At 66.0% G+C, this 22,765-nt stretch carries 21 protein-coding genes; 4 read left to right on the top strand and 17 right to left on the bottom strand.

The genetic code is table 11. The annotated features are described in order from the left end of the window. Positions 1–4: 4 nt before the first annotated feature. Positions 5–886: an ABC transporter permease subunit gene (locus ACVRRC_RS02995; protein WP_169917855.1), complete on the top strand. Its 882-nt coding sequence runs from the start codon at positions 5–7 to the stop codon at positions 884–886. Then, the gene (locus ACVRRC_RS02990) at positions 883–1,785 is read left to right on the top strand and encodes an ABC transporter permease subunit (protein ID WP_014595350.1); all 903 of its coding nucleotides are present in this window, start codon (positions 883–885) and stop codon (positions 1,783–1,785) included. The genes ACVRRC_RS02995 and ACVRRC_RS02990 overlap by 4 nt, the downstream gene beginning before the upstream one ends. Before the next feature lie 200 nt (positions 1,786–1,985). Here ACVRRC_RS02990 and ACVRRC_RS02985 read toward each other — a convergent pair whose 3' ends face one another. The 6 genes from ACVRRC_RS02985 to ACVRRC_RS02960 all read right to left on the bottom strand — a co-directional run bounded on the left by ACVRRC_RS02985 (position 1,986) and on the right by ACVRRC_RS02960 (position 8,585). Further along, a complete protein-coding gene (locus ACVRRC_RS02985; RefSeq protein WP_014595351.1) occupies positions 1,986–3,242 on the bottom strand; it encodes an NnrS family protein in 1,257 nt (418 codons plus the stop codon). Next, entirely contained in the window at positions 3,236–4,060 is an 825-nt protein-coding gene (locus ACVRRC_RS02980; protein ID WP_014595352.1) for an ABC transporter ATP-binding protein, read from the bottom strand. Before ACVRRC_RS02980 ends, ACVRRC_RS02985 begins: the two co-directional genes overlap by 7 nt. Beyond that, entirely contained in the window at positions 4,057–4,848 is a 792-nt protein-coding gene (locus ACVRRC_RS02975; RefSeq protein WP_014595353.1) for an ABC transporter permease, read from the bottom strand. Before ACVRRC_RS02975 ends, ACVRRC_RS02980 begins: the two co-directional genes overlap by 4 nt. Continuing rightward, a complete protein-coding gene (locus ACVRRC_RS02970; protein WP_014595354.1) occupies positions 4,845–5,837 on the bottom strand; it encodes an ABC transporter substrate-binding protein in 993 nt (330 codons plus the stop codon). The genes ACVRRC_RS02975 and ACVRRC_RS02970 overlap by 4 nt, the downstream gene beginning before the upstream one ends. After that, the gene (locus ACVRRC_RS02965; protein ID WP_313288513.1) at positions 5,837–7,900 is read right to left on the bottom strand and encodes a TonB-dependent receptor plug domain-containing protein; all 2,064 of its coding nucleotides are present in this window, start codon (positions 7,898–7,900) and stop codon (positions 5,837–5,839) included. Before ACVRRC_RS02965 ends, ACVRRC_RS02970 begins: the two co-directional genes overlap by 1 nt. A 115-nt stretch (positions 7,901–8,015) precedes the next feature. Further along, positions 8,016–8,585 (bottom strand): DUF6436 domain-containing protein, encoded by a 570-nt coding sequence (locus ACVRRC_RS02960; RefSeq protein WP_472996611.1) that lies wholly within the window; start codon positions 8,583–8,585, stop codon positions 8,016–8,018. An 85-nt stretch (positions 8,586–8,670) separates the two neighbouring features. Here ACVRRC_RS02960 and bipL point away from each other — a divergent pair, with 85 nt between their 5' ends. After that, positions 8,671–9,609, top strand: a complete 939-nt coding sequence (bipL, locus tag ACVRRC_RS02955) for a phospholipase BipL (RefSeq protein ID WP_013981237.1) — start codon at positions 8,671–8,673, stop codon at positions 9,607–9,609. A 13-nt stretch (positions 9,610–9,622) separates the two neighbouring features. On the opposite strand, the gene ACVRRC_RS02950 is transcribed toward bipL, so the two are convergent. After that, positions 9,623–10,387, bottom strand: coding sequence for a hypothetical protein (locus ACVRRC_RS02950; RefSeq protein WP_472996610.1), 765 nt, complete (start codon positions 10,385–10,387; stop codon positions 9,623–9,625). A gap of 155 nt (positions 10,388–10,542) precedes the next feature. Between ACVRRC_RS02950 and ACVRRC_RS02945 the strand changes: the two genes are divergently transcribed. Further along, positions 10,543–11,151: a 2OG-Fe(II) oxygenase gene (locus tag ACVRRC_RS02945; protein WP_017246005.1), complete on the top strand. Its 609-nt coding sequence runs from the start codon at positions 10,543–10,545 to the stop codon at positions 11,149–11,151. Between the two features lie 82 nt (positions 11,152–11,233). Here ACVRRC_RS02945 and dctM read toward each other — a convergent pair whose 3' ends face one another. The 10 genes from dctM to ACVRRC_RS02895 all read right to left on the bottom strand — a co-directional run bounded on the left by dctM (position 11,234) and on the right by ACVRRC_RS02895 (position 22,765). Beyond that, positions 11,234–12,514: a C4-dicarboxylate TRAP transporter large permease protein DctM gene (dctM, locus tag ACVRRC_RS02940; RefSeq protein ID WP_011911326.1), complete on the bottom strand. Its 1,281-nt coding sequence runs from the start codon at positions 12,512–12,514 to the stop codon at positions 11,234–11,236. Next, positions 12,511–13,140 carry a TRAP transporter small permease gene (locus ACVRRC_RS02935; protein WP_011911327.1) on the bottom strand — a complete coding sequence of 210 codons (630 nt, stop codon included), beginning with the start codon at positions 13,138–13,140 and terminating at the stop codon, positions 12,511–12,513. Before ACVRRC_RS02935 ends, dctM begins: the two co-directional genes overlap by 4 nt. 265 nt (positions 13,141–13,405) lie before the next feature. Continuing rightward, positions 13,406–14,401, bottom strand: a complete 996-nt coding sequence (gene dctP / locus ACVRRC_RS02930; RefSeq protein WP_013981241.1) for a C4-dicarboxylate TRAP substrate-binding protein DctP — start codon at positions 14,399–14,401, stop codon at positions 13,406–13,408. 345 nt (positions 14,402–14,746) lie between these two features. Then, positions 14,747–16,141, bottom strand: coding sequence for a sigma-54-dependent transcriptional regulator (locus tag ACVRRC_RS02925; RefSeq protein WP_472996609.1), 1,395 nt, complete (start codon positions 16,139–16,141; stop codon positions 14,747–14,749). After that, entirely contained in the window at positions 16,138–17,943 is a 1,806-nt protein-coding gene (locus ACVRRC_RS02920; RefSeq protein WP_472996608.1) for a sensor histidine kinase, read from the bottom strand. The genes ACVRRC_RS02925 and ACVRRC_RS02920 overlap by 4 nt, the downstream gene beginning before the upstream one ends. Positions 17,944–18,048: 105 nt before the next feature. Further along, positions 18,049–18,963, bottom strand: coding sequence for a dTDP-4-dehydrorhamnose reductase (gene rfbD / locus ACVRRC_RS02915; RefSeq protein ID WP_017246007.1), 915 nt, complete (start codon positions 18,961–18,963; stop codon positions 18,049–18,051). Next, positions 18,960–19,505, bottom strand: coding sequence for a dTDP-4-dehydrorhamnose 3,5-epimerase (gene rfbC / locus ACVRRC_RS02910; RefSeq protein ID WP_014595362.1), 546 nt, complete (start codon positions 19,503–19,505; stop codon positions 18,960–18,962). Before rfbC ends, rfbD begins: the two co-directional genes overlap by 4 nt. Beyond that, entirely contained in the window at positions 19,502–20,374 is an 873-nt protein-coding gene (gene rfbA, locus ACVRRC_RS02905; RefSeq protein WP_011911333.1) for a glucose-1-phosphate thymidylyltransferase RfbA, read from the bottom strand. Before rfbA ends, rfbC begins: the two co-directional genes overlap by 4 nt. Beyond that, positions 20,371–21,441 carry a dTDP-glucose 4,6-dehydratase gene (rfbB, locus tag ACVRRC_RS02900; protein WP_048328073.1) on the bottom strand — a complete coding sequence of 357 codons (1,071 nt, stop codon included), beginning with the start codon at positions 21,439–21,441 and terminating at the stop codon, positions 20,371–20,373. The genes rfbA and rfbB overlap by 4 nt, the downstream gene beginning before the upstream one ends. 196 nt (positions 21,442–21,637) lie before the next feature. Continuing rightward, entirely contained in the window at positions 21,638–22,765 is a 1,128-nt protein-coding gene (locus ACVRRC_RS02895; protein ID WP_125852844.1) for an ABC transporter permease, read from the bottom strand.

The raw sequence follows: 22,765 nt of genomic DNA, 5'->3' as shown, positions 1-22,765 counted from the left end.
GCCCTTGAATACCGGACGCCGACTGGTCATCGGCGTGCCCTTCCTGTGGCTGTTCCTGTTTTTCCTGCTGCCGTTCGCCATCGTGCTGAAGATCAGCTTCGCCGAGGCCGACGTGGCGATTCCGCCGTACACGGAAATCTTCCGTTACGCCGAGCAGCAGCTGCAGGTACTGATCAACCTGGGCAACTACATCTTCCTCAGCGAGGACGAGCTGTACCTGGCCGCTTATCTGGGCTCGCTGAAGATCGCCTTCTTCAGCACGCTGCTCTGCCTGGTGATCGGTTACCCCATGGCCTATGCCATCGCCCGCGCGCGCAAGGATCTGCAGACCGTGTTGCTGCTGCTGATCATGATGCCGACCTGGACCGCCATCCTGATCCGCGTCTACGCCTGGATGGGCATCCTCAGCAGCAATGGCCTGCTCAACAGCCTGCTGCTGGGCATGGGCCTGATCGACCGGCCGCTGCAGATCCTCAACACCGACGTGGCGGTGTACATCGGTGTGGTCTATTCGTACCTGCCGTTCATGATCCTGCCGCTCTACGCCAACCTGGTGAAGCACGACCCGAGCCTGCTGGAGGCCGCCTCCGACCTGGGCGCGCGCAACCTCACCAGCTTCTGGAAGATCACCGTGCCCCTGTCGAAGAACGGCATCATTGCCGGCTGCATGCTGGTGTTCATCCCGGTGGTGGGCGAGTTCGTCATTCCCGAGCTGCTCGGCGGCCCGGAGACGCTGATGATCGGCAAGGTGCTGTGGCAGGAGTTCTTCAACAACCGCGACTGGCCGGTGGCCTCGGCACTGGCGGTGGTGATGCTGGCGATCCTGCTGGTACCGATCATCCTGTTCAACAGGAACCAGGCTAAGGCGCTGGAGGGCAAGCTATGAAACGCTGGAGCTTTTCCAACCTGATCCTGGTCCTTGGCCTGCTGTTCATCTACCTGCCGATGGTGATCCTGGTCATCTACTCGTTCAACGCCTCGCGGCTGGTGACGGTGTGGGGTGGCTGGTCGCTGAAGTGGTACACCGGCCTGCTCGACAACTCGCAGCTGATGGGCGCGGTGATGCGCTCGCTGGAGGTCGCCGCCTATACCGCAGTCGCCGCGGTGGCGCTGGGCACCATGGCCGCCTTCGTGCTGACGCGCATCCCGGTGTTCCGTGGCCGCACGCTGTTCGGCGGGCTGGTCACCGCGCCGCTGGTGATGCCCGAGGTGATCACCGGTCTGTCCCTGCTGCTGCTGTTCGTGGCCATGGCGCAACTGGTCGGCTGGCCGGCCCAGCGCGGCCTGGTGACCATCTGGATCGCGCACACCACGTTCTGCTCGGCCTACGTCGCGGTGGTGGTGATGGCGCGTCTGCGGGAGCTGGACCTGTCGATCGAGGAAGCAGCGATGGACCTCGGCGCGCGGCCGTGGAAGGTGTTCTTCCTGATCACCATGCCGATGATCGCGCCGTCGCTGGCCGCGGGCGGCATGCTCTCCTTCGCCCTGTCGCTGGACGACCTGGTGCTCGCAAGCTTCGTCTCCGGTCCCGGCTCGACCACCCTGCCAATGGAGATCTTCTCCGCCGTGCGCCTGGGCGTGAAGCCGGAAATCAATGCCGTGGCCAGCCTGATCCTGCTCAGCGTGTCGCTGGCGACCTTCCTTGCCTGGTACCTCACCCGGCGCGCCGAAAAACGCCGCATCCGCGCCATGCAGCAGGCGATGGATGAGACCGCTGGCAATCCCACCTGGCGCCAGGTGATCGACAGCCGCAAGGTGCTGGTACCGCCTTCGGCGCATACCTGATGATGGTTTGAGCAGCAAAACGAAAAGGGCGCATCGATGCGCCCTTTTCGTTTCAGATGGATTGTCCCCTGCCGCAGAGCGGTAGGGTGAATAACGCGAAGCTTATCCACCGCCGCGCCTTTTCCGTCCCCGAGCTCGCATTCACGGCTCGGTTGTCTGTTCGCCTGCAGCGAATGCCGCGTCCAGTTGCCGATCACCGCTCAGGTCCGGCAGCCCGACCCCGTGCTGTGTTCATCCATCGGCTCTTCACATCCGGTACCACCGTCCGGGCGCGGACGCAGCCAGATCGGTGCCATGTAGCGTAGCGCCAGGCCAAAGACTGTCAGCCAACCGAGCCCGGCGAGCATGTTCAGCAGCGGCACGGGAGCGCCCGGCAGCCCCGCGCTGGCACGCAGCAGCGCGGCGAGCACCAGCAGGCAGGTTGCGATCGGCACCCAGCGCCGCTGATCCAGTGCATAGCCACTGTGGGTACGCCCGGCGATGCACAGCACCGCGAGAATCGAGACGCCCATGGCCCCGACTGTCAGCAGATGGCGCCCGGCGCTGTTGGCAAAGCCGTCGGCTAGCAGCGAGACACCCAGTGCGCCATAGCCCAGCGCCATCAGCCAGTACACGCTGTAGAGCATCAACGACCAACGCTCCAGCAGCGCGCGGCCGATGTGCCAGTCGTTGAGCAGGTTGAACATCGCGGCGGCTGTGGCCAGGGCCAGCCAGCCGTTCAGCGGCGCCGGGAGGGCCAGCCATTCGGCGAGGGTGAACAGGCTGATGCAGAAGATCGCCAGGTTGCGTCGTGGCGGGCGCGCGCGGTAGTCCTCGTCCACGTCGTGCCCGGCATCCCGGCGTGCCTGAATGGCGTCGTTGAGAATGCGCATGGAGATTCGGCTCATGGCCACCACGATCAGCACCATCATCACGCCAATGCCAGCGTACAGCCAGCGCATCGGGTACTGGCCGGCGACGGCATCGACATGAAAGCCCACGGTCACCAGCGCCAGCGCGCTGAGCCCGCCGAAGAAGCCGTACTGCCGGCGCAGCGGGTCGCCCAGCAGGCGCGGTGTGAGCAGCACAACCAGGGCGATGGCGAAGGCACTGTTGAACAGCGCCGCCGGCCACGGCCCAATGACGCCGGAAAGCCAGAAGCTCAGCCTGGCGGCTAGCCACAGCAGTAGAAAGCCGAAACCTACCTGCCGACCGAGTGCCGCGGTAGAGGTAAATTCCGGCACCGCAGTGAGGACGAAGCCGGCGACTGCCGCCAGGCCGAAGCCGAACAGCATTTCGTGGGCATGCCAGACCAGCGGACCGCCCGGCACGCTTGGCAGCGGCAACCCGAACCCGAGAAAGCCCAGCCAGAGTGCGATGCCGGCCACGGCCAGCAGCACGGTAGCGAGAAACAGCGGACGGAAGCTGCACAGCAGCAGCGGCCAGTTGGCGAGTCGCGGTGATAAGGTTTTCAGCATCGTGAGCGTGCTCTGCTGGCGAGGGGTAAGGGTGCCGCCTCGCGAATGGCGACTTTGGCAGCGTTAGGCAAGGTCTGCGGCGCGCGGCTGGCCAGGCCGAAACTCTCTCTTACGGCCGGCAACTGCAGCAACTCGGCGGTGTGCTGGTAGATCCAGGTATCGCTGCGCTGCACGGCTGGCAGATCCAGCTCCAGGCGGCTGACGATGCGCCCCGGCGCCGCCGCCATGACCAGGATGCGGTCGGCCAGGCGCACGGCTTCCATCAGGTCGTGGGTGATCATCAGCACGCCCATGCCGCGTGCGGCCTGCTCGGCCAGCAGCAGGGCATAAAGGTCTTCCTTGAGGCCGATATCCAGCGCGGCGAAGGGTTCGTCGAGCAGCAGCAGATCCGGCTGCAGCACCAGCGCCCGCGCCAGGGAGACGCGGCTCTGCATGCCGCCGGAAAGCTGGTGCGGAAACTTGCCGAGATCGCCCGCGGCGAGGCCCAGGCGCAGCGCGAGGGAGCTGGCCTGCTGCATGCGTTGCTGCCGCGCCATGCCGGCCGCCTTGAGCCCTAGGGCGATGTTGTCGACAGTGGTCTTCCACGGCAGCAGCCGCGGTTGCTGGAACATGCTGGCGGGGTTGCCGAAACCGTTGTCGATGCGTCCTTGCTGTACGTCCAGCAGTCCGGCACAGAGGTGCAGCAGGGTGGTCTTGCCGCAGCCGGAGGGGCCGACCAGGGCGACCACTTCACCCGCTGTCAGGTTGAAGTCAATGCCGCTGAAGATCTCGTTGCGGCCGAAGGCGTGGGCCAGGCCGTGGATATGCAATTGCGTCATGAAGGTACCTCGCGCCAGCGCTCGACTTCGCGCTTGATCGGTTCCAGCAGCAGGTATTCCACCGCCAGCAGCAGGCCGACCACCGCGGTAATCCAGGCCATGGTCGCGCTGGTGTCCAGGTGCGAGCGTGACACCGCTAGGGCGGCGCCGACGCCATCCTGGGTGGCCAGCAGTTCGGCCATCACCACGATCTTCCAGGCCATGGCGAGCGCGGTGATCCACGCGGGGAACAGGTAGGAGACGACGTGCGGCAGATAGACATCGAGCAGCAGCATCCGCCGCGGCAGACGGAATGCCAGGGCCATGTCCTTGAGCTGGTTATCCAGCGTGCGGGTGCCTTGCAGTGCGCCGACGAACACCAGCGGAAAGCTGGCGATGAACACGGTGAACACCGGAGTGCCGTCGCTGGCGCCGAACCAGAGCATCGCCAGTACCAGCCAGGCGATTGGCGGCATGCCCATGAGCACGGTGACCAGCGGCCGCGCCATCATCGAGGCGGTCATGGAGACACCGGCGGCGAGCCCGAGCACGCTGCCGACTGCCACGGACAGGGCAAAGCCGAGCAGCCCCCGGCGACTGGTGGCCAGCAGCTCCGGCCAGGCGGCACCTTCATCGATCAGCTGGAGCAGGCGGGAAAAGGTCTCCAGCGGCGCCGGCAGCACCAGCGCGCCATAGTGACTGGCCACTGCCTCCCAAGCGGCCAGCAACAGAAACAGGCTGGCCAGCGCGCCCCAGCCACTCCACAGATAGCCGGGCAGGCTGGTCAGCCAGCTGCGCAGGAGGCTCATGGCTGATCGCTGACTGGCGAGTAGAAGTCATCGGCCGGCAGCTTGCCGCCGATCAGCGCCGGATTCTTTTGCAACAGCAGCTCGAACAGATACTCCACTTCTGCCCGCGCCTCGGCGGCGGGCACGGCCTCCATCTGCGCCACGGCCAGCGAATCGGTTACCGCTTCGGCGCTGAGCATCGGCAGATGCCTGGCGACCAGTTGGCCGCAGCGCTCGGCGTTGATGCTGCACCATTGCAGCGAGTCGGCGTAGGCCTGGGCGATCCGTGCGGCGATCTGCGGCTGGTCCTTCACGCTGGCCATCAGCGCGATACCGGCCTGTGGGATGCGTGCTTCGCGTTGCAACAGACGGCCCCATTCCTGTTGCAGGTCGACGCTGCGATACAGGTCCGGTGCCACCAGTCCCAGCGGCCCTTCGCTGGCCTTGCGCAGGGCCATGGAGATGGCCGGCTCAGCGAGCAGGGCGTGGTCGGTACGGCGCATCAGCAACAGCTGCATGGCGTCGATGGGCGTGGCGACGTAGCGCAAACGCAGGTCGTTGCGCACAACGATGCCGGCACGCTCGGCCAGCAGGCCGAAGAGGATGTCCGGCATGTCGCCGCGGAACGGCATGGCGATTTCCTTGCCGCGCAGGTCGTCGAGGGTGCTCATGCCCTGTTCGCGGGAGACCAGCCAGAGCAGACCCCAGGTCGAAACGTTGAGCATGCGCAGCTTGGCGCCGCGGTTGTACAGGTTGGCGGCGACGTTGACCGGCATGGCCAGCACGTCCGCCTGCTGGTTCAGCGCCAGCAGGCGCAGTTGGTCGGGATCGCGCCAGCTAACGAATTCCACCTTGTCCGCCAGGTCGTCCAGTGCTCCGGATTCGACCATGTGGATCAGCGGGTTCGATACCGACGAGGAAGGGCCGGCCAGGACCAGGCGCGGCAGCTTGTCCGCCAGCGCTGGTGCTCCAGCCGCCAGCAGAATGGCCATCAGCAGGTGGCGCAGCATCAGAAGCTCCCGCTCAGCGCGACGGTGATGCCGCGCCTGGGTGCTTGCAGCTCGTTGCCGCTGATGCCGTCAGCCAGATGCTCGTGGTAGGCCTTGTCGAACAGGTTGCTCAGGCGCGCGTCGAGGTTAGCGGTCTGCAGCACGCCGATCTTGCCGAAGCCCCAGCCGAGGCTGGCATCGGCAGTAACGAAGCCTGCGGTACGATCCTCGCCACCGCGGGTGAACTCGGTCGCTACACGATCCTGCTCGGCGACCGCACGCAGCTGCGCATGCCAGTAGAGGCCGCGCTCGGCTGGCTGGCCGATGCCTAGGGTCAACTCGTGGGCTGGCATCTGGTGCAGTGGTTCGTCGTCCTGTTTGTTCTCGCCGCGCAGCCAGGTGAAGCTGCCGTCCACCACGAAGGCGCCGACGCCCTTGCTGGCGCTGCCTTCGAGACCGTAGATCACCACCTTGTCGAGGTTCTCGGTGCGCTTGATCGGCAGTCCATTCGGGGCGTTGGTGCCGGTCACGCGGCCGGCGATGTAATCGTCGATGCGGGTGTGGAAGGCCGCCAGATGATAGGTGAAATCGCCATCGCTACCCTTGAGGCCGAGCTCGAAACTGGTGGAGCGCTCCGGGTCCAGCTGCGGGTTGCCGACGTGGAAGTAGCCGTCGCCGCGCGGCGCATCGTCGTAGCGCTCGCGCATGTCGGCGGCGCGGTAGGCCTGGCCGACGTTGGCGTAGAGGTTCAGGGTGTCAGTCAGCGGATGCAGCGCGCCCAGCGACCACGACAGGTTGTGGTCGGTGCTGTCCAGGCCGCTGGTTGTAAATGAAGGACCGTTTCCCTTGGCTCGGGCGTCGGCGCTGATGCGGTCGTAGCGGGCGCCGGCCGTCAGGCGTGTCTGGCCGAGGTCGAATTCGTCCTGCACGAACAGCCCGTAGGATTCGATCTCGGCATCCTTGAAGGGGTCGTTGCGCTGGTTGTTGTTGAAGGTCGGCGGGCCATCCACGTAGCGTTCCGGATCGCCGGTCATCTTCCAGCCGTCGACGCCCACCGTCAGCAGGTGATCGGCGACCGGCACCACCCAGCTCGAGCGCAGCCCGTGGGTAATGAAGCTGACGTTGTTGCGTACATAGTCGCGGTCGAGCCGCTCGGAGTAGGCACGTATCTCCCGGTACACCTCCTGACGATAGAGCTCGGTGGTCAGGGTGCCTTCACCGAGGCCGTTTTCCAGGCCGATCTGGAATAGCTCGCGTTGCTGTTCCGGCGAATGGATGGTCGCGGTGCCGAGCGGTACCGGGATGCCGGCACCGCCCGGCTGGCCACCGGTACGCGCCGAGCCCGGGTACCAGACGTCGCGGTCGGTGTGGCGCTGGACGTTCAGGTTGACGCTGACATCCTCGGCCAGGCGCTGCTTGTACTTGAGCAGCAGGGTATCGGAGCTATAGCCGGTGTTCTCTTCGTTACCGTTGGGGCTCTTGTAGTCGTTGACCTTGCGCCCGGCTACGCCCAGCACCAGCGCATGATCGCTGCTGGAGTCGCGCAGCAGCGTAGCGCCGGTAAAGCCCTTGTCGACGCTGCTGGCGCTGGTGGAGAAGCGTCCGCCGCGTTCGTCCTGCTCGGTGAAGCGTGCCTGTGGCGTGATCAGGTTGACCACCCCGCCCATGGCGCCGCTGCCGTACAGCACCGAGCCCGGACCCTTGACCACTTCGGCGCGTTCCAGCAGGCCGAGATCGAGCATGGAGGCCAGCGAGCCCTGCGGCTGGCCGGAATTGACCCGCACGCCGTCGACCATCAGCACCACGCTTTCCTTCTTCATGCCGCGCAACACCGGGTTCTGCCCCCAGGCGCCGTCGCTATGCACGGCGAGCCCGGGCTTGCCGCGGAACAGGCTGCCGGCCGGCGCTGCCGTTTCGGTTGGCTGAGCCTGCAGCACCTCGATGGCTTGCGGAATGTCCTGCGTCGCGGCCTCGTAGCCCTTGGCGGTGACGACGGTTTCCTGCAACTCCAGGGGCGCGGCGAGTACGGAAGAGGTGCTGACGGCCAGGCAGGCCAGGGCGAGCGGGTGAAGGCGGAAAATCATCGAACGGCTCCCGGATATTTCGTCGGCGGTGATGCCGACTTGGATGGGAGCAATTCTCGTTTAACTGATAATAGTTATCATTTGATTGCGATCAAGTTTACCTGTCGCAAGCGCGCTACTGCTGCCAGTCGCAGAAACAGGCCACCGCCAGCGAATGCGTGGCGCGCACCTTGCGCCCGGCGAGTACCGCATCGAGGATCGGCTCGACGAAGCTGTTGTCCGAGGTGCACACCGCGCCCTCGCTGTAAGGGCCGATGTAGACCAGTTCGCCGCTCTGGTCCCAGATGCCAACTGCCGGGCTGGCCGGTAGCTGCTCGGCGCCGATGAGCCCGTCGAGTGGCTTCAAGGCCGCCAGCGGTTGCGGCAGGCGACCCTTGCTGCCGGGCTTGCGCACCTCGTAGAAGTCCACGGGCTGACCGGCGAAGCGCTGCAGCAAATCCTGCAGGTGCTGCTGGTTGCCGACGTTGCACGGGCAGCCAGGGTCCCAGAAATGCACGAAGCGCACCGGCCCCGGGCCCTGCAGCGCGGCGGGTAGGCGCAGGGCGTCGCCGGAGAAGAGTTCGGCGCGCTCGCCCTCGAAGGTGCGCAGGTAGCGCGCCTCGAACCACCAGAACGCGGCGAGCATGGCGGCGCCCCAGAGCAGGGCGATCAGGGCGGCGATCAGGTATTTGCGACGTGCGCTCATGGCAGGTTCCTAGCTGGGTGCGCAAGCTTGCCATGACGCGCTGCAGAGCTGAATATCCGGAGTACCAGCCAGCCGAAGAAAGTCGATGTCCACGCTCATCCAGCCCGATCGATTGCGCAACAGCCTGCCCGCCCTGAGCGAGGCCACCGAGGCTTCGGCCGAGGCGCTGCACTATCAGGCCTACTACGGGCTGGACCTGCCACACCGGGGCAAGGTGCAGCGGCGTCTCGGACGCTTTCGCGTGCACGACTACGACGTCGTCGCCCAGGCCTGGTGGCCCGAGCAGCCGCACGCCAGTCTGCTGGTTCTGCATGGGTATTACGATCACATGGGGTTGTACCGGCACGTGGTCGACTGGGGCCTGGAGATGGGTTTTGCGGTGCTCGCCTGCGACCTGCCCGGCCATGGACTGTCCAGCGGGCCGCGCGCCAGCATCAACGAATTCGATGAGTACCAGGCGGTGCTTTCCGGACTCTTCGAGCAGGCCCGTCGGCTCGATCTGCCACGGCCTTGGCATCTGCTGGGCCAGAGCACCGGCGGCGCCATCGCGCTGGATCATCTGCTGCATCAGGAGCCGCTCGGCGACCTCGGGCGGACCATCCTGCTGGCGCCACTGGTTCGCCCGCGGGCCTGGCTGCGCTCGCGCATCAGCTACGAGCTGGTGCGGCGTTTCGTTCAGCAGATTCCGCGGACTTTCAGCGAGAACTCCAGCGACCCCGGCTTCCTCGAGTTCGTGCAGACCCAGGACCCGCTGCAGCCGGACATCCTGCCCACCGCCTGGGTCGGTGCGCTGTCGCGCTGGATTCCGCGCATCGAGCGGGCCGCGGACAGTGCTCAGGCTCCGCTGATCGTGCAGGGTGAGGCGGACATGACCGTGGATTGGCAGTACAACCTGCCGGTGCTGCAGCGCAAATTTGCCGGTGCCGAGGTGCTGCGTCTGCCGGAGGCACGGCACCATCTGGTGAACGAGCGCGAGGAGCTGCGCCGGGCCTACTTCGACTTTCTGCGCGAGCGCCTGAAATAGCCCGACGCGGCGGTCAGATACCCTGCTGCGGCTCCAGCTCGGCGCCGCTCATGCCCACCGCCAGGCCCGCACGCAGGGCTTGCAGCGCGGCCTGGTAATAGGCCTTGCCATCCTCGGACTGGGCGAACTGTACGTACTCCTCCAGCTCGGCGTCGGACAGCTCGCGATAGACGTAGAGCAGGGTATTGTCCAGATCGGCCTCGATCTGCTGGATCATTCGCTGACGCTGGCTGCTCAGCAGGTTCTGCGCCTGATTGCCGCCCAACAGGCCGGGAATCATCTGGCTAAGGCTGTCGGCGGCGACACCGGCCAGCGCCAGGCTGACTTCCGCACCCGCCTCGCTGGCCGGGATGTCCTGGGCCAGATGGCGAATCAGCAGCTGCCGGTTGCTTTCGGCCGTTACGCGCGGCAGGCCGTCGGTATGGCGCGCCAGCTGTTCCCGGCGTGCGGCCAGCACCTCGGCCGAGACGATCTTGCGCCCCAGCGGGGACTGGAAGAATTCCAGCGCCGGCTGCGGGTCGGCCAGATGCTCGCGCAGCGCGCGCTGCGCCCGCTGGTCGATGGCATGGGAGGCGAAGCGGCGATTGCTGTTGGTCACCAGGGCCTGGAATACCGCCGGTGGCAGGGTGTCCTTGTAGCGCTGCTGCGCGGCAGTCAGGGCATCGGCGAAATTGGCCCGCTGTTCGGTCCAGCCGGCGGTTTCGTAGAGCTCTTCATAGGTGTCGGCGAAGCTGGCGAGGCTGAAGGTCAGCAGTACACAGGTCAAGAGGGCGCGCATGGAAGCTCCTGTCTGGCGGGCGGTTCATTTTCCGTGCCCCGACGCGTGCTTGTCGAGGCGCGCGAGTTGCTGCTGCCATTTGGCGCAGCATCGCTGCTTGTGGCGGAGTCTCAACAGACCCTAGACTCGTTCGGTATCCCATCGGAGTCACTTCCTTGCAGTTCTCTTCGATCATCGACGACCTGGCCGAGCGCGGCTGGTCGCTGCAGAGTTCTTTCCTTCCCAGTGATGTGACCCACAAGCTGGCCGACGAGTGCCGCAAGCGCGAGGCCGAGGGCGCGCTGGCCCCCGCTGGCGTCGGCCGCGGCGACGCCCAGGCGGTGCGCGAAGGCATTCGCAGCGACCATATCCAGTGGCTGGAACCCGGCCAGTCGCCGGTCTGCGACGACTATCTCGAAGTCATGGATGGTCTGCGCCAGCAGCTTAACCGCGAGCTGTTCCTCGGACTCGAGGAGTTCGAGTGTCACTTCGCCTTCTATCCGCCGGGCGCCTTCTACCAGACCCATCTGGACCGTTTTCGTGATGACGACAGCCGCTCGGTGACCGCCGTGCTGTACCTGAATCCGGACTGGCAGCCTGCCCATGCCGGCGAACTGCGCATGCACATGCCGGACGGTTCGCAGCTGGACGTGCCGCCGCTGGCCGGCAATTTGGTGGTGTTTCTTTCCGGCGAGTTTCCCCACGAGGTGCTGGTCACCCAGGCCGATCGCCTGTCACTGACCGGCTGGTTCCGTCGTCGCCCGGCCGACCCGCTGGCAGTCTGACCCCCCGCCCGAGGTTTCTCCCGGCGAAAAAAAAGCCCGGCGCGAAGGCCGGGCTGAAAAGCAGGAAGGCTGTGCTGGCGGGCTACATGCCCAGCCAGTTCGGCAGGGCCAGGGAGATCGATGGCACGTAGGTGATGATCACCAGGAAGCTCAGCATCAGTGCCAGCCATGGCAGCACCGCGCGGATCACCTGGGTCACCGGCATGCCCGTCACCGCCGAGGCGACGAACAGGTTCAGCCCCACCGGTGGTGTGATCAATCCGATCTCCATGTTCACCACCATGATGATGCCCAGGTGGATCGGGTCGATGCCCAGCTGGACGGCGATCGGGAACAGGATCGGTGCCAGGATCAGGATGATCGCCGACGGCTCCATGAAGGCTCCGGCGACCAGCAGCACGATGTTCACCACCAGCAGGAACATCCACGGCTGCAGGCCGGCTTCGATCACCCAGGCAGTGATCGCCTGCGGGATCTGCTCGGTGGTCAGCACGTGGGCGAACAGCATGGCGTTGGCGATGATGAACATCAGCATGATCGACAGCTTGCCGGACTCCAGCAGCACTTTCGGGCAATCGCGCAGCGTGATGTCCTTGTAGACGAACAGCGCGACGAAGGCCGAATACACCGCCGCCACCGCCGCCGCTTCGGTCGGGGTGAACATGCCGGAGTAGATACCGCCGAGGATGATCACCATCAGCAGCAGGCCCCAGATCGCCTTGCGCGCGGCGCTCAGCCACTCGCGGAAGCTCGCCCGCGGCAGGGCCGGCAGGTTCTTCTTCACCGCGATGATGTAGATCGCCACCATCAGCGCCAGGCCGAGCATGATGCCCGGGACGACACCGGCCATGAACAGCTTGCCCACGGAGGTCTCGGTCGCGGCGGCGTAGACCACCATGACCACCGACGGCGGGATCAGGATGCCCAGGGTACCGGCGTTACAGACGATGCCGGCGCCGAAGGCCTGCGGGTAACCGGAGCGCACCATGCCGGCGATGGCAATGGAGCCGACCGCAGCCACGGTGGCCGGCGACGAACCGGACAGTGCGGCGAACAGCATGCACGCCAGCACCGCACCGATGGCCAGGCCGCCACGGATGTGGCCGACGCAGGCATTGGCGAAGTCGATCAGACGACGGGCCACGCCGCCGGTGGTCATGAAGGCGCCAGCCAGCAGGAAGAAGGGAATGGCCAGCAGGGTGTAGTGCTCGGAGGTCTCGAACAGCTTGATCGCCAGCGAGCGCACCGAGTCCTGGCTGAAGATCATGATGGTCAGCGAGCCGGCCAGGCCCAGGGAAACGGCCACCGGCACACCGATGAACATCAGTGCGAAGAGGGCGACGAACAGGAACAGGATGGTCATTGCTTGGGCTCCTCTTCGCCGTGCTTGAGCGCATCGGCCGCTTCATCGGCGAGGCCGAGGCCGGTCTGCTCGTTGCGCAGGATGCGCACGAAAATTTCGGCGAAACGGATGAACACCATGGCGAAACCGAACGGCACGATCAGGCCGATGTGCCACTGCTTGACGCCGATGTGGCCCAGGTCCTCGGCGCCGATGTTGGCGATGAACAGGGTCTGGATCCACTCGAAGCTGGCCACGGTCAGCAGACCGGCGTAGCCCAGGCAGAACAGGCAGGCGATGATGCCGATGACACGCTGGATATGACGCGGCGCCAGCTTGACCAGCGCGTCGACGCCGATATGGCCGGCGGTACGCACGCCATAGGCCAGGCCGGAGAAGATCAGCCAGGCGAACAGCGCCTTGGTCAGCGCGGTGCTCCAGGTCATGGACTGGGCCAGACCGATGATGAAGTCACCGATGGCGAACCAGAAGTCGGCGGTGCCTTCGAAGCGGTCGCCCAAGTCGTAGAACAGCGTGTAGAGGTTGTTGAGGATCACGTAGACGAAGGTCACCAGTGTCATGGCGGCCAGCAGAAAGGCGATGAAGCCTTCCTCGAAGTGGTCCCAGACGCGCCAGAGGGCGTTCATGGATGACATCTCCCGATGGACTGCGGTTGTATCGAAAGGCAGCACGGAGGTGCGCCGTGAACCAGCCGGGGCAGGCTGGGAGACAGAGCAATGAAAAACTCTTGTTGTGGCCAGTGAAGCGGCCCAGCCCGGGATCACCTCGGCATGGCCTTCCTGCCCTTGGTGCGGGCCTGGTCTTCGCTAGCGGCTTTGTTTTTTCACTGAGCTGTCGGGTATCGCTGGGTGGTACAGCCGAGGAGCGGGGTGGCCGCCCCTCGGCAAAGGCTTAGTTAGCCTGGTTGGCGGCTTCGGCGGCCTTGATCAGGTCGGCACCGATTTCGCCTTCGAACTTCTTCCAGACCGGCTTCATGGCTTCGCGCCACATTTCGCGCTGCTCCGGAGTCAGGTCGATGATCTCGGTGGTGCCGGCGTCGATGATGCGCTGCTTGTCGGCCTGGTTCAGCTCGTCAGCCTGCTTGTTCACCGCGACGGTCACTTCGTCCAGGATCTTTTCCAGCTCGCCGCGTACGTCAGCCGGCAGACCGTTCCAGAACTTGGTGTTGGTGATCACCATGTAGTCCAGCAGACCGTGGTTGGACTCGGTGATGTACTTCTGCACTTCGTGCATCTTCTGCGAGTAGATGTTCGAGTAGGGGTTCTCGGCACCGTTGACCACGCCAGTCTGCAGGCCCTGGTAGACCTCGGCGAAGCTCATCTTGCGCGGGTTGGCGCGCACGGCCTTGAACTGCTCGTCCAGCACGGCGGAAGCCTGTACGCGGAACTTCAGACCACGGGCGTCCTTCGGCTCGCGCAGCGGCTTGTTGGCCGACAGCTGCTTCATGCCGTTGTGCCAGTAGCCCAGGCCGGTGATGTTCTTGTCTTCCATCGAGCGCAGCAGGCTCTGGCCGGCTTCACCTTGCTGGAAGCGGTCGACCGCTGCGATGTCGTCGAACAGGAACGGCAGGTCGAAGACCTGAACGCCCTTGGAGTAGTGTTCGAACTTGGCCAGCGACGGCGCGATCAGCTGAACGTCGCCCAGCAGCAGGGCTTCCATTTCCTTGCCATCGCCGAACAGCGAGGAGTTCGGGTAAACCTGTACCTCGACCTTGCCGGCCAGACGCTCTTCCACCAGTTTCTTGAACATCAGGGCGCCCTGGCCTTTCGGCGTGTTCTCGGCGACCACGTGAGAGAACTTGATGGTGATCGGGTCAGCCGCGTGGGCCAGACCAGCGATGCTCAGCGACAGGGCGCATGCCAGCGCCTTGGCAGTCAGTTTGAACATTGATGTTTCCTCTTGTTGTGGGTGGGAGGCCTCGGGGCATCCCGGCAGTAACCAGCTGGGCAAGTCTAGGCGCAATGGCCTGGATGCGATGCACGATCGCGACTCGATCCATCCGGTTCATCGGGTTTCAGGAGCAATGCCTGTGCCAACCGCTGGCACAGGCACCTGAAGCCAGCGAGTTTACCCAGCAATAGATGAAGGTTTGAATGGCCAATTGCCAACAAGCGCGTCTAGGTCGCACCTTTGCGCGGGGTGAGCAGGCCATCCGCGGTTGGCATTGCAGGGAGGGCCGAAATTGGCAGTCGAGGCCCGATGCGGCGGTCAAGGATGGCGGATTTCCGCCATCTAGTCGTTTTCGTCGGGCGAGCTTCCGCCAGCATCGGTAAAGCTCAGGCCATGCTTGCGCAGCTTGTCATGCAGTGTCTTGCGCGGCAGGCCGAGGGCTTCGGCAACGCTGCGCAGCGATCCGTGGGGACGGTTCAGTTCAGCGGCGATCAGCGCGCGCTCGAAGGCTTCGACCTGTTCGCCCAGGCTGCCGCCGCCGGCCAGGCCGGCGCTCGGCTCGCTGCCTGGCCGCTCCAGGCCCAGGCCGAGCCCGAGGGCGAAGCGCTCCGCGGTGTTCTGCAGCTCGCGCACGTTGCCCGGCCAGGTGTGCTGCAGCAGCGTGGCACGCTGCTCGGGCTGCAGTTCGCGAACCGGCAGGCCGTGGCGCTGGGCGGCGGCCTCGGCGAAGTGCTGAAACAGCAGAAGGATGTCCTCGCTGCGTTCGCGCAGCGAAGGAATGCGCAAGGGTGCGACGTTTAGCCGGTAATAGAGGTCGGCGCGGAAGCGGCCCTGGTCGGCGGCGACGCGCAGGTCTTCCTTGGTTGCGGCGATGACACGGATATCCAGGGCGATCGACTGGTTGCCGCCGAGGCGTTCGACCACGCGCTCCTGCAGCAGGCGCAGCAGCTTGACTTGCACATCCAGGCTCATGCTCTCGATCTCGTCGAGAAACAGGGTGCCGCCGTTGGCGAACTCGAACTTGCCGATCCGGCGTTTCTGCGCGCCGGTGAACGCGCCGGGCTCGTGGCCGAACAGCTCGCTTTCCACCACCGACTCGGCCAGGGCACCGGCGTTGATCGCCACGAACGGGCCGTTGCGGCGGTTCGACAGGTCGTGCAGCGCGCGCGCCACCACCTCCTTGCCGGCCCCGGTCTCGCCAAGAATCAGCACGTCGGCCTGGGTTCCGGCCAATGCGCCGATCTGCTCGCGCAGGCGCAGCATCGCCCGGGACTGACCGAGCAGGCGTGCCGACAGCTGCTGGCGGTCGGCCAGGGCCAGGCGCAGCGAGCGGTTGTCCAGCACCAGCTGGCGCAGCGCCAGGGCACGCCGCACACTGTCCAGCAGCGCCTCGCTGGGGAAGGGCTTTTCCAGGAAATCGTAGGCACCGGCGCGCATGGCCTGCACCGCCAGCTGAATGTCGCCGTGACCGGTGATGAGGATCACCGGCAGCTCGCTGTCGCGTGTCCGTAACTGTTGCAGCAGCTCCAGTCCGTCGATGCCGGGCATGCGGATGTCGCTGACCACCACCCCCTGCCAGTCCGCCGGCAGACGTGCGGCCAGATCGCGGGCGTCGCCCAGGCTGGCCACCTTGAGCCCGGCCAGGTCGAGGGTCTGGCTCAGTGCCTGGCGCAGATGCGGATCGTCGTCGATCAGCACCACCTGGGCCTGGGTACTGATCGGGGTGTCGCTGCTCATTGGAAATGGTCCTCGGTGGGAAAGGCCACGCCGGGTTCGGCGCTACGTAGGAACAGACCGAGCTGGGCGCCGCCCTCGGCATGATTGCTCATGCGCAGCTCGCCGCCCAGGGCGCGGGTGAGGGTATCGCAGATCGCCAGGCCGAGGCCCAGCCCCTGGGTGCTGGTCTTGGTGGTGAAGAAGGGTTCGCGGGCGCGCTGCAGCGCCTCGGCGGAGAAGCCCGGACCGTTGTCGCGCAGGGTCAGCAGCACGCCGTCGCCCTCCAGCTCGGCGCGCAGCCAGATGCGCCGCGGCTGGGGCCGTTCACCGAGGGCGTCGAGAGCGTTGGCCAGGAGATTGGCGAGGATCTGCCGCAGCCGCGTTTCGCCAGCCTGCACCCACAGCGTCGCCTCCGGCAGGTCGCGGATCAGCTCGACGCCCATGGCCTGGCGGCGCTTGGCCAGCAGTGCCAGCGCATCGTCCAGCGCCGGCTGCAGCGCGACCCGTTCCGGTGCGTGCTGATCGCGACGGGCGAAGGCGCGCAGGTGGGCGATGATCGAGGCCATGCGCGCGGTCAGCTCGCTGATCAGCCGCAGATTGTCGCGCGCCTCGTCGACACGCTCATGGTCGAGCAGTACGCGGGCGTTGTCGGCATAGCTGCGGATCGCTGCCAGCGGCTGGTTGAGTTCGTGACTGATGCTCGCCGACATCGTGCCCAGCGCCGATAGCTTGCCGGCCTGCAGCAGTTCGTCTTGGGCGCGCACCAGCTCCTGCTGGGCCTGTTCGCGCTCGAGCACCTCGACCTTGAGTCGGCTGTTCAGCGCCTCCAGGTCGCGGGTGCGCTCGAGCACGCGCTGCTCCAGCTGTTGGCGTGCCTGGCTGTCCAGCGCCAGCCGTTCGAGGAAATGTCGGCGACGCTGCATCAGCAGGCCGAGCCAGAGCAGCAGCGCCAGCAGGGTGGCGGCGCCGATCGCGACCACGGTGCGCACCGGGCGCTCGACCAGGCTGACCGGCGCGAGGATGCGCACCGTCCAGCCGGTCTCCTTCAGCTCGCGGCTCTGGATCAGCCAGGCGTCGATGTTCAGCGTCAGGTCCTGCGGGTAGAGCGTCGGGTAGGGCTGATCGAAGGCGATCTGCTCGCGCTCGTCCACGCCCAGCCCGCGGGTGGCGCGGAAACGCCAGTCGGGCCGCGAGGTGAGGATCACCACGCCGAAATTGTCGGTCACCAGCAGCTGCTCCGGGGTGCTGCCCCACAGCGTCTCGGTGTGATCCAGATCGACCTTGACCACCAGCACGCCGAGCAACTGGTCGCCGTCGCGCACCGCCGCGCCGAAGTAATAGCCGCGCTTGCCGGAGGTGGTGCCGAGGCCGAAGAAGCGCCCAAGACGTCCCTCCATGGCCTGGCGGAAGTAGGGGCGGAAGGCGAAGTTGCGATCGACGAAGCTGTCTTCCTCGTCCCAGTTGGAAGCGGCCAGGGTGTTGCCGTCGGTCGCCATCAGGTAGATCACGTCGGCGCCGGTCTGGTTGCGCAGGCGCTTGAGCAGCCGGTTGGCGTTGTCGCGGACCTGGGGCGAGTCCTGCTGCAGCACGGCGCGCAGGGCGGGCAGGTCACCGAGGATGCGCGGCAGCACCTCGTAGCGGTTGAGCGTGCCGAGCAGGTTGGCGACGTACAGGTCCAGGGTCTGACGGTTCTGTTCGGTCAGCTCGTTGCGGTAGTAACGCTCGGCGAGCTGCTGCAGCGGCCAGAGCAATGGCGCCAGCAACAGGGCCAGCAGGGCGAGATTGCGCCAGCGGGGGCGGTGGGGAGCGAGAAGTGCGGTCATGCATGAGGCGCCTGGATGTCGGGCGCATTATGCACGCTGCGCGAGCCGACGTTCAGCGTCGCGGCTCGTGGCGACCCGATGGAGCGAGCCGCAGGCGCAGTCGGCTCAGCGGCCGACGGCGACCGGCTGGCGCGCGTTGTCGGCTTCGAGGTCGCGGGCCCGGGTGCAGCACTCGTGCAGGGCGGTTTCCCAGTCCGGCAGCTGGACGCCCCAGTCCTGCTGCAGCCGCGCGCAGTTGAGCCGCGAATTCAGCGGCCGCTGCGCCGCGGTCGGGTAGTCCTTGGACAGGATCGGGGTGATCTCGGCACGCAGGCGTCCTTCCTGGCGCAACCGCTCGGCGATGCTGCAGGCAAAGCCGTACCAGGAGGTCTCGCCGCTGGCGGTGAGGTGATACAGCCCGCTCGGCCCGGCCTGCCCGGTGTTGCGCTTGCGCACCAGTTCGGCGGTGACGCGGGCGATGGTCGCGGCCCAGGTCGGCGCACCGACCTCGTCGCTGACCACCGACAGCGCATCGCGCTCCTGCAGCAGGCGCTGCATGGTCAGCAGGAAGTTCTTGCCATGTTGCGAGTAGACCCAGCTGGTGCGCAGGATCAGGTGTTCGCCGCCGACGGCCTGGATCGCCTGCTCGCCGGCCAGCTTGCTGGCGCCATAAACGCCCAGCGGGTTCGGCGTGTCGTGCTCGTCGTAGGGTTCGGTCTTGCGGCCGTCGAACACGTAGTCGGTGGAGTAATGGATCAGCGGCACGCCGAGGCGCGCGGCTTCTTCGGCGAGCACCTGCGGGCCACGGGCATTGACCGCGAAGGCCTGCTCGCGGTGGGTTTCCGCCGGGTCGACGGCGGTATAGGCCGCCGCGTTGATGATCAGGTCCGGCCGCAACAGGCGTACCTGCTCGCGAATCTGCTCAGGTACGGCGAGGTCCAGCGCATTGTGCCCGAGGGCGAGCAGTTTGCCGGTACCCGCCAACTCCGACTGCAGCTCGCGGGCCAGCTGGCCCGTGCTGCCGGTGATCAGGATTTTCATGGAAACAGCTCCGCATCGCGCAGCAGCTTGCCGGCCTGGTCCTTGGCGGACAGTTGTGGCGCCTCGTCGAACGGCCATTGGATGCCGAGCTCGGGGTCGTTCCACAGCAGGCTGCGCTCATGCTCAGGCGCGTAGTAGTCGGTGGTCTTGTAGAGGAACTCGGCGCTTTCGCTGAGCACCACGAAGCCGTGTGCGAAGCCTTCGGGTATCCACAGCTGGCGCTGGTTCTGCGCGCTCAGGTGGGTGCCGAACCAGCGGCCGAAGCTCGGCGAGCTCTTGCGCAGGTCGACGGCGACGTCGAATACCTCGCCGGCCACTACCCGCACCAGTTTTCCCTGCGGCTGCTGGATCTGGTAGTGCAGCCCGCGCAGCACGCCGCGTTGGGACTTGGAGTGGTTGTCCTGGACGAACTGACGCTTGAGCCCCGTGGCCGCTTCGAAAGCGGCCGCGTTGAAGCTCTCGTAGAAGAAACCGCGTTCGTCGCCGAAGACCTTGGGCTCGATGATCAGTACGTCGGGAATGCTGGTTTCGACGACCTTCATGCGTCTTCACCCGCCAGCTTGAACAGGTACTGGCCGTAGCCGGTCTTGCCCAGGGCGTCGGCGCGGCGCAACAGCTGCTCGCGGTCGATCCACTTGTTCTGGTAGGCGATCTCCTCCAGGCAGGCCACCTTCAGGCCTTGGCGGTGCTCGATGGTCTGCACGTACTGCGAGGCTTCCAGCAGGCTGTCGTGGGTACCGGTGTCGAGCCAGGCGAAGCCACGGCCGAAGCGTTCTACATTGAGATCGCCGCGCTGGAGGTAGGCCATGTTGACGTCGGTGATCTCCAGTTCGCCGCGTGGCGAGGGCTTGATCGACTTGGCGATCTCGATGACGTCGTTGTCGTAGAAGTACAGGCCGGTCACTGCGTAGCTGGACTTGGGCTTCTTCGGCTTCTCTTCGATGGACAGCGCCTTGCCGTTCTCGTCGAAGTCGATCACGCCGAAGCGCTCCGGATCCTTGACCCAGTAGCCGAACACCGTGGCGCCCTTCTCCTGACGCGCGGCGCGCTGCAGCTTCTCGGTGAAGTGCTGGCCGTGGAAGATGTTGTCGCCGAGGATCAGGCACACCGAATCGTCGCCGATGAACTCTTCACCGATCAGAAAGGCCTGGGCCAGGCCGTCCGGCGAAGGTTGTTCGGCGTAGCTGAAGTTGACCCCGAACTGGCTGCCGTCGCCCAGCAGGTTCTGGTACTGCGGCAGATCCTGCGGTGTCGAGATGACCAGAATGTCGCGGATGCCGGCGAGCATCAGCACCGAGATCGGGTAGTAGGCCATCGGCTTGTCGTAGATCGGCAGGAGCTGCTTGGATACGCCAAGGGTGATGGGGTGCAGACGGGTGCCGGAGCCTCCGGCGAGGATGATTCCTTTCATGCGTTCTCCAGGGCGCCGAGGCGCTCGCGTTGATAGCTGCCGTCCTGGACGCGACGGCACCATTCGAGGTTGTTCAGGTACCACTGCACGGTCTTGCGCAGGCCGGTCTGGAAGGTTTCCTGCGGCACCCAGCCGAGCTCGCGCTCGATCTTGCTGGCGTCGATGGCGTAGCGCAGGTCGTGGCCCGGGCGATCCTTGACGAAGGTGATCAGGTCTTCATAGCGGGCCAGGCCGGCGGGCTTGCTCGGCGCCAGCTCTTCCAGCAGCGCGCAGATACCGCGCACCACCTCGATGTTCTTCTGCTCGTTGTGGCCGCCGATGTTGTAGGTCTCGCCGACCTTGCCCTCGCTGACCACCTTGAACAGCGCGCGGGCGTGGTCCTCGACGAACAGCCAGTCGCGGATCTGCGAGCCGTCGCCGTATACCGGCAGCGGTTTGCCATCCAGCGCGTTGAGAATCACCAGCGGGATCAGCTTCTCGGGGAAGTGGAACGGCCCGTAGTTGTTCGAGCAGTTGGTGATCAGCACCGGCAGGCCGTAGGTACGCTGCCAGGCCCGGACCAGGTGGTCCGACGAGGCCTTGCTGGCCGAGTAGGGCGAGCTGGGCGCGTAGGGGGTGGTCTCGGTGAACAGGTCGTCGACGCCGTGCAGGTCGCCGTACACCTCGTCGGTGGAGATGTGGTGGAAGCGGAACGCCGCGCGACGCTCGGCCGGCAGCGTCTGCCAGTAGGCGCGGGCGGCCTCCAGCAGCTGGTAGGTGCCGACGATGTTGGTCTGAATGAATTCGGCCGGGCCGTCGATGGAGCGATCGACGTGGGATTCGGCGGCCAGATGCATGATGGCGTCCGGCTGGAAGTCCAGCAGCGCCTCGCTGACCCGCTCACGATCGGCGATGTCGGCCTGAAGGAACTGATAGCGCGGGTTGCCTTCCACGCTGGCCAGCGACTCGAGGTTGCCGGCGTAGGTCAGTTTGTCCAGGTTGAGCACGCTGTGCTCGGTATCGAGGATGAGGTGACGGATCAGTGCGGAACCGATGAATCCGGCACCGCCAGTAACGAGAATGCGCATAGTGATAGGGCTTCCTTGGCGCGCTGTCGAGCATCAGGCTCTTAGCATGTCGGCACGATAGACCGGCCTTCGATACAAAAATTCCCGAAGGGTGCCGGCGGCCGGGTAACGGCTTGGTTACAGAGGTAAACACGGGCTGCTGGCCCGCCGCCAGCCCCCGTGCTGCAGGGGCCGCACGGCGCGGCGTTGTTGCCGGCTAGCGCAACGACACGCGCAGCCGCGACAGCGCACCGACGAAGAACACCGCGCCGATCACCGCCAGCGCCAGCAGCTGCGGCCAGACGATGGCGGCGTCGGCATTGCGGAACAGGATCGACTGGGCCAGTTCGACGAAATGCGTGGTCGGCGCCACCAGCATGATGTTCTGCACCAGCTCCGGCATGCTCTCGCGCGGCGTCACCCCGCCGGAGAGGATCTGCAGCGGGATCAGCGTGAGGATCACCAGCAGGCCCAGCTGCGGCATGGAACGCGCCACCGTGCCGAAGAAGATGCCCATCGAGGTGGCGGCGAACAGGTGCAGCGCCGCACCGCCGGCAAACAGCCACAGCGAGCCCTGGATCGGGATATCGAGCCAGCCCTCGACGACGAAGCGCAGGGCGAACGCCGCAGCCGCCAGCACCACTAGACCCATCGCCCAGACCTTGCCGACCATGATCTCGAACGGCGTCACCGGCATCACCAGGAGGTGCTCGATGGTGCCGTGCTCGCGCTCGCGGATCAGCGCCGCACCGGTGAGGATGATCGCCAGCATGGTGATCTGGTTGATCACCTCGTTCACCGCGCCGAACCAGGCGCGGCTGAGGTTGGGGTTGAACGCGGTGCGCACCACCGCTTCGACCGGCAGCGCGTCTTCGCTGCGGTAGCGACGAACGAACTCGGCGGTCTCGCTGGCGATGATCTGCTGGATGTGCCCGGCGCCGGTGAACGCCTGGCTGACCTGGGTGGCATCGACGTTGAGCTGGATGGTCGGCTGGCGGCCGGCGAGCAGGTCCTCCTGGAAGCGCGGCGGGATGTTCAGGGTGAAGGTGTAGAGGCCGTCGTCCATGCCGCTGTCCATCTCTTCGTGCGTGATGGCTTTCGGCTCGATGAAGTAGGGCAGCTGGAAGGCATTGACGATGCGCAGCGAGGCCTGCGAGCGGTCCTCGTCGACCACCGCGATGCTGGCCCGGTGCGGCGCCTCGGGAATCGCCGTGGCACCTTCGTAGATCGCCACGGTGAACGAATAGATGATCAGCACCAGCATCGCCGGGTCGCGGTAGAGGCTGCGCAGCTCCTTGAGGCCGAGCTGGAAGATGTTGCCGAGCTTGCGTCGCAGGCCGCCCAT

This window comes from Stutzerimonas sp. LR2 (assembly GCF_055755175.1).
Note: the sequence above shows the minus strand (reverse complement) of the source record. Positions and strands in the feature narration are given on the sequence as shown.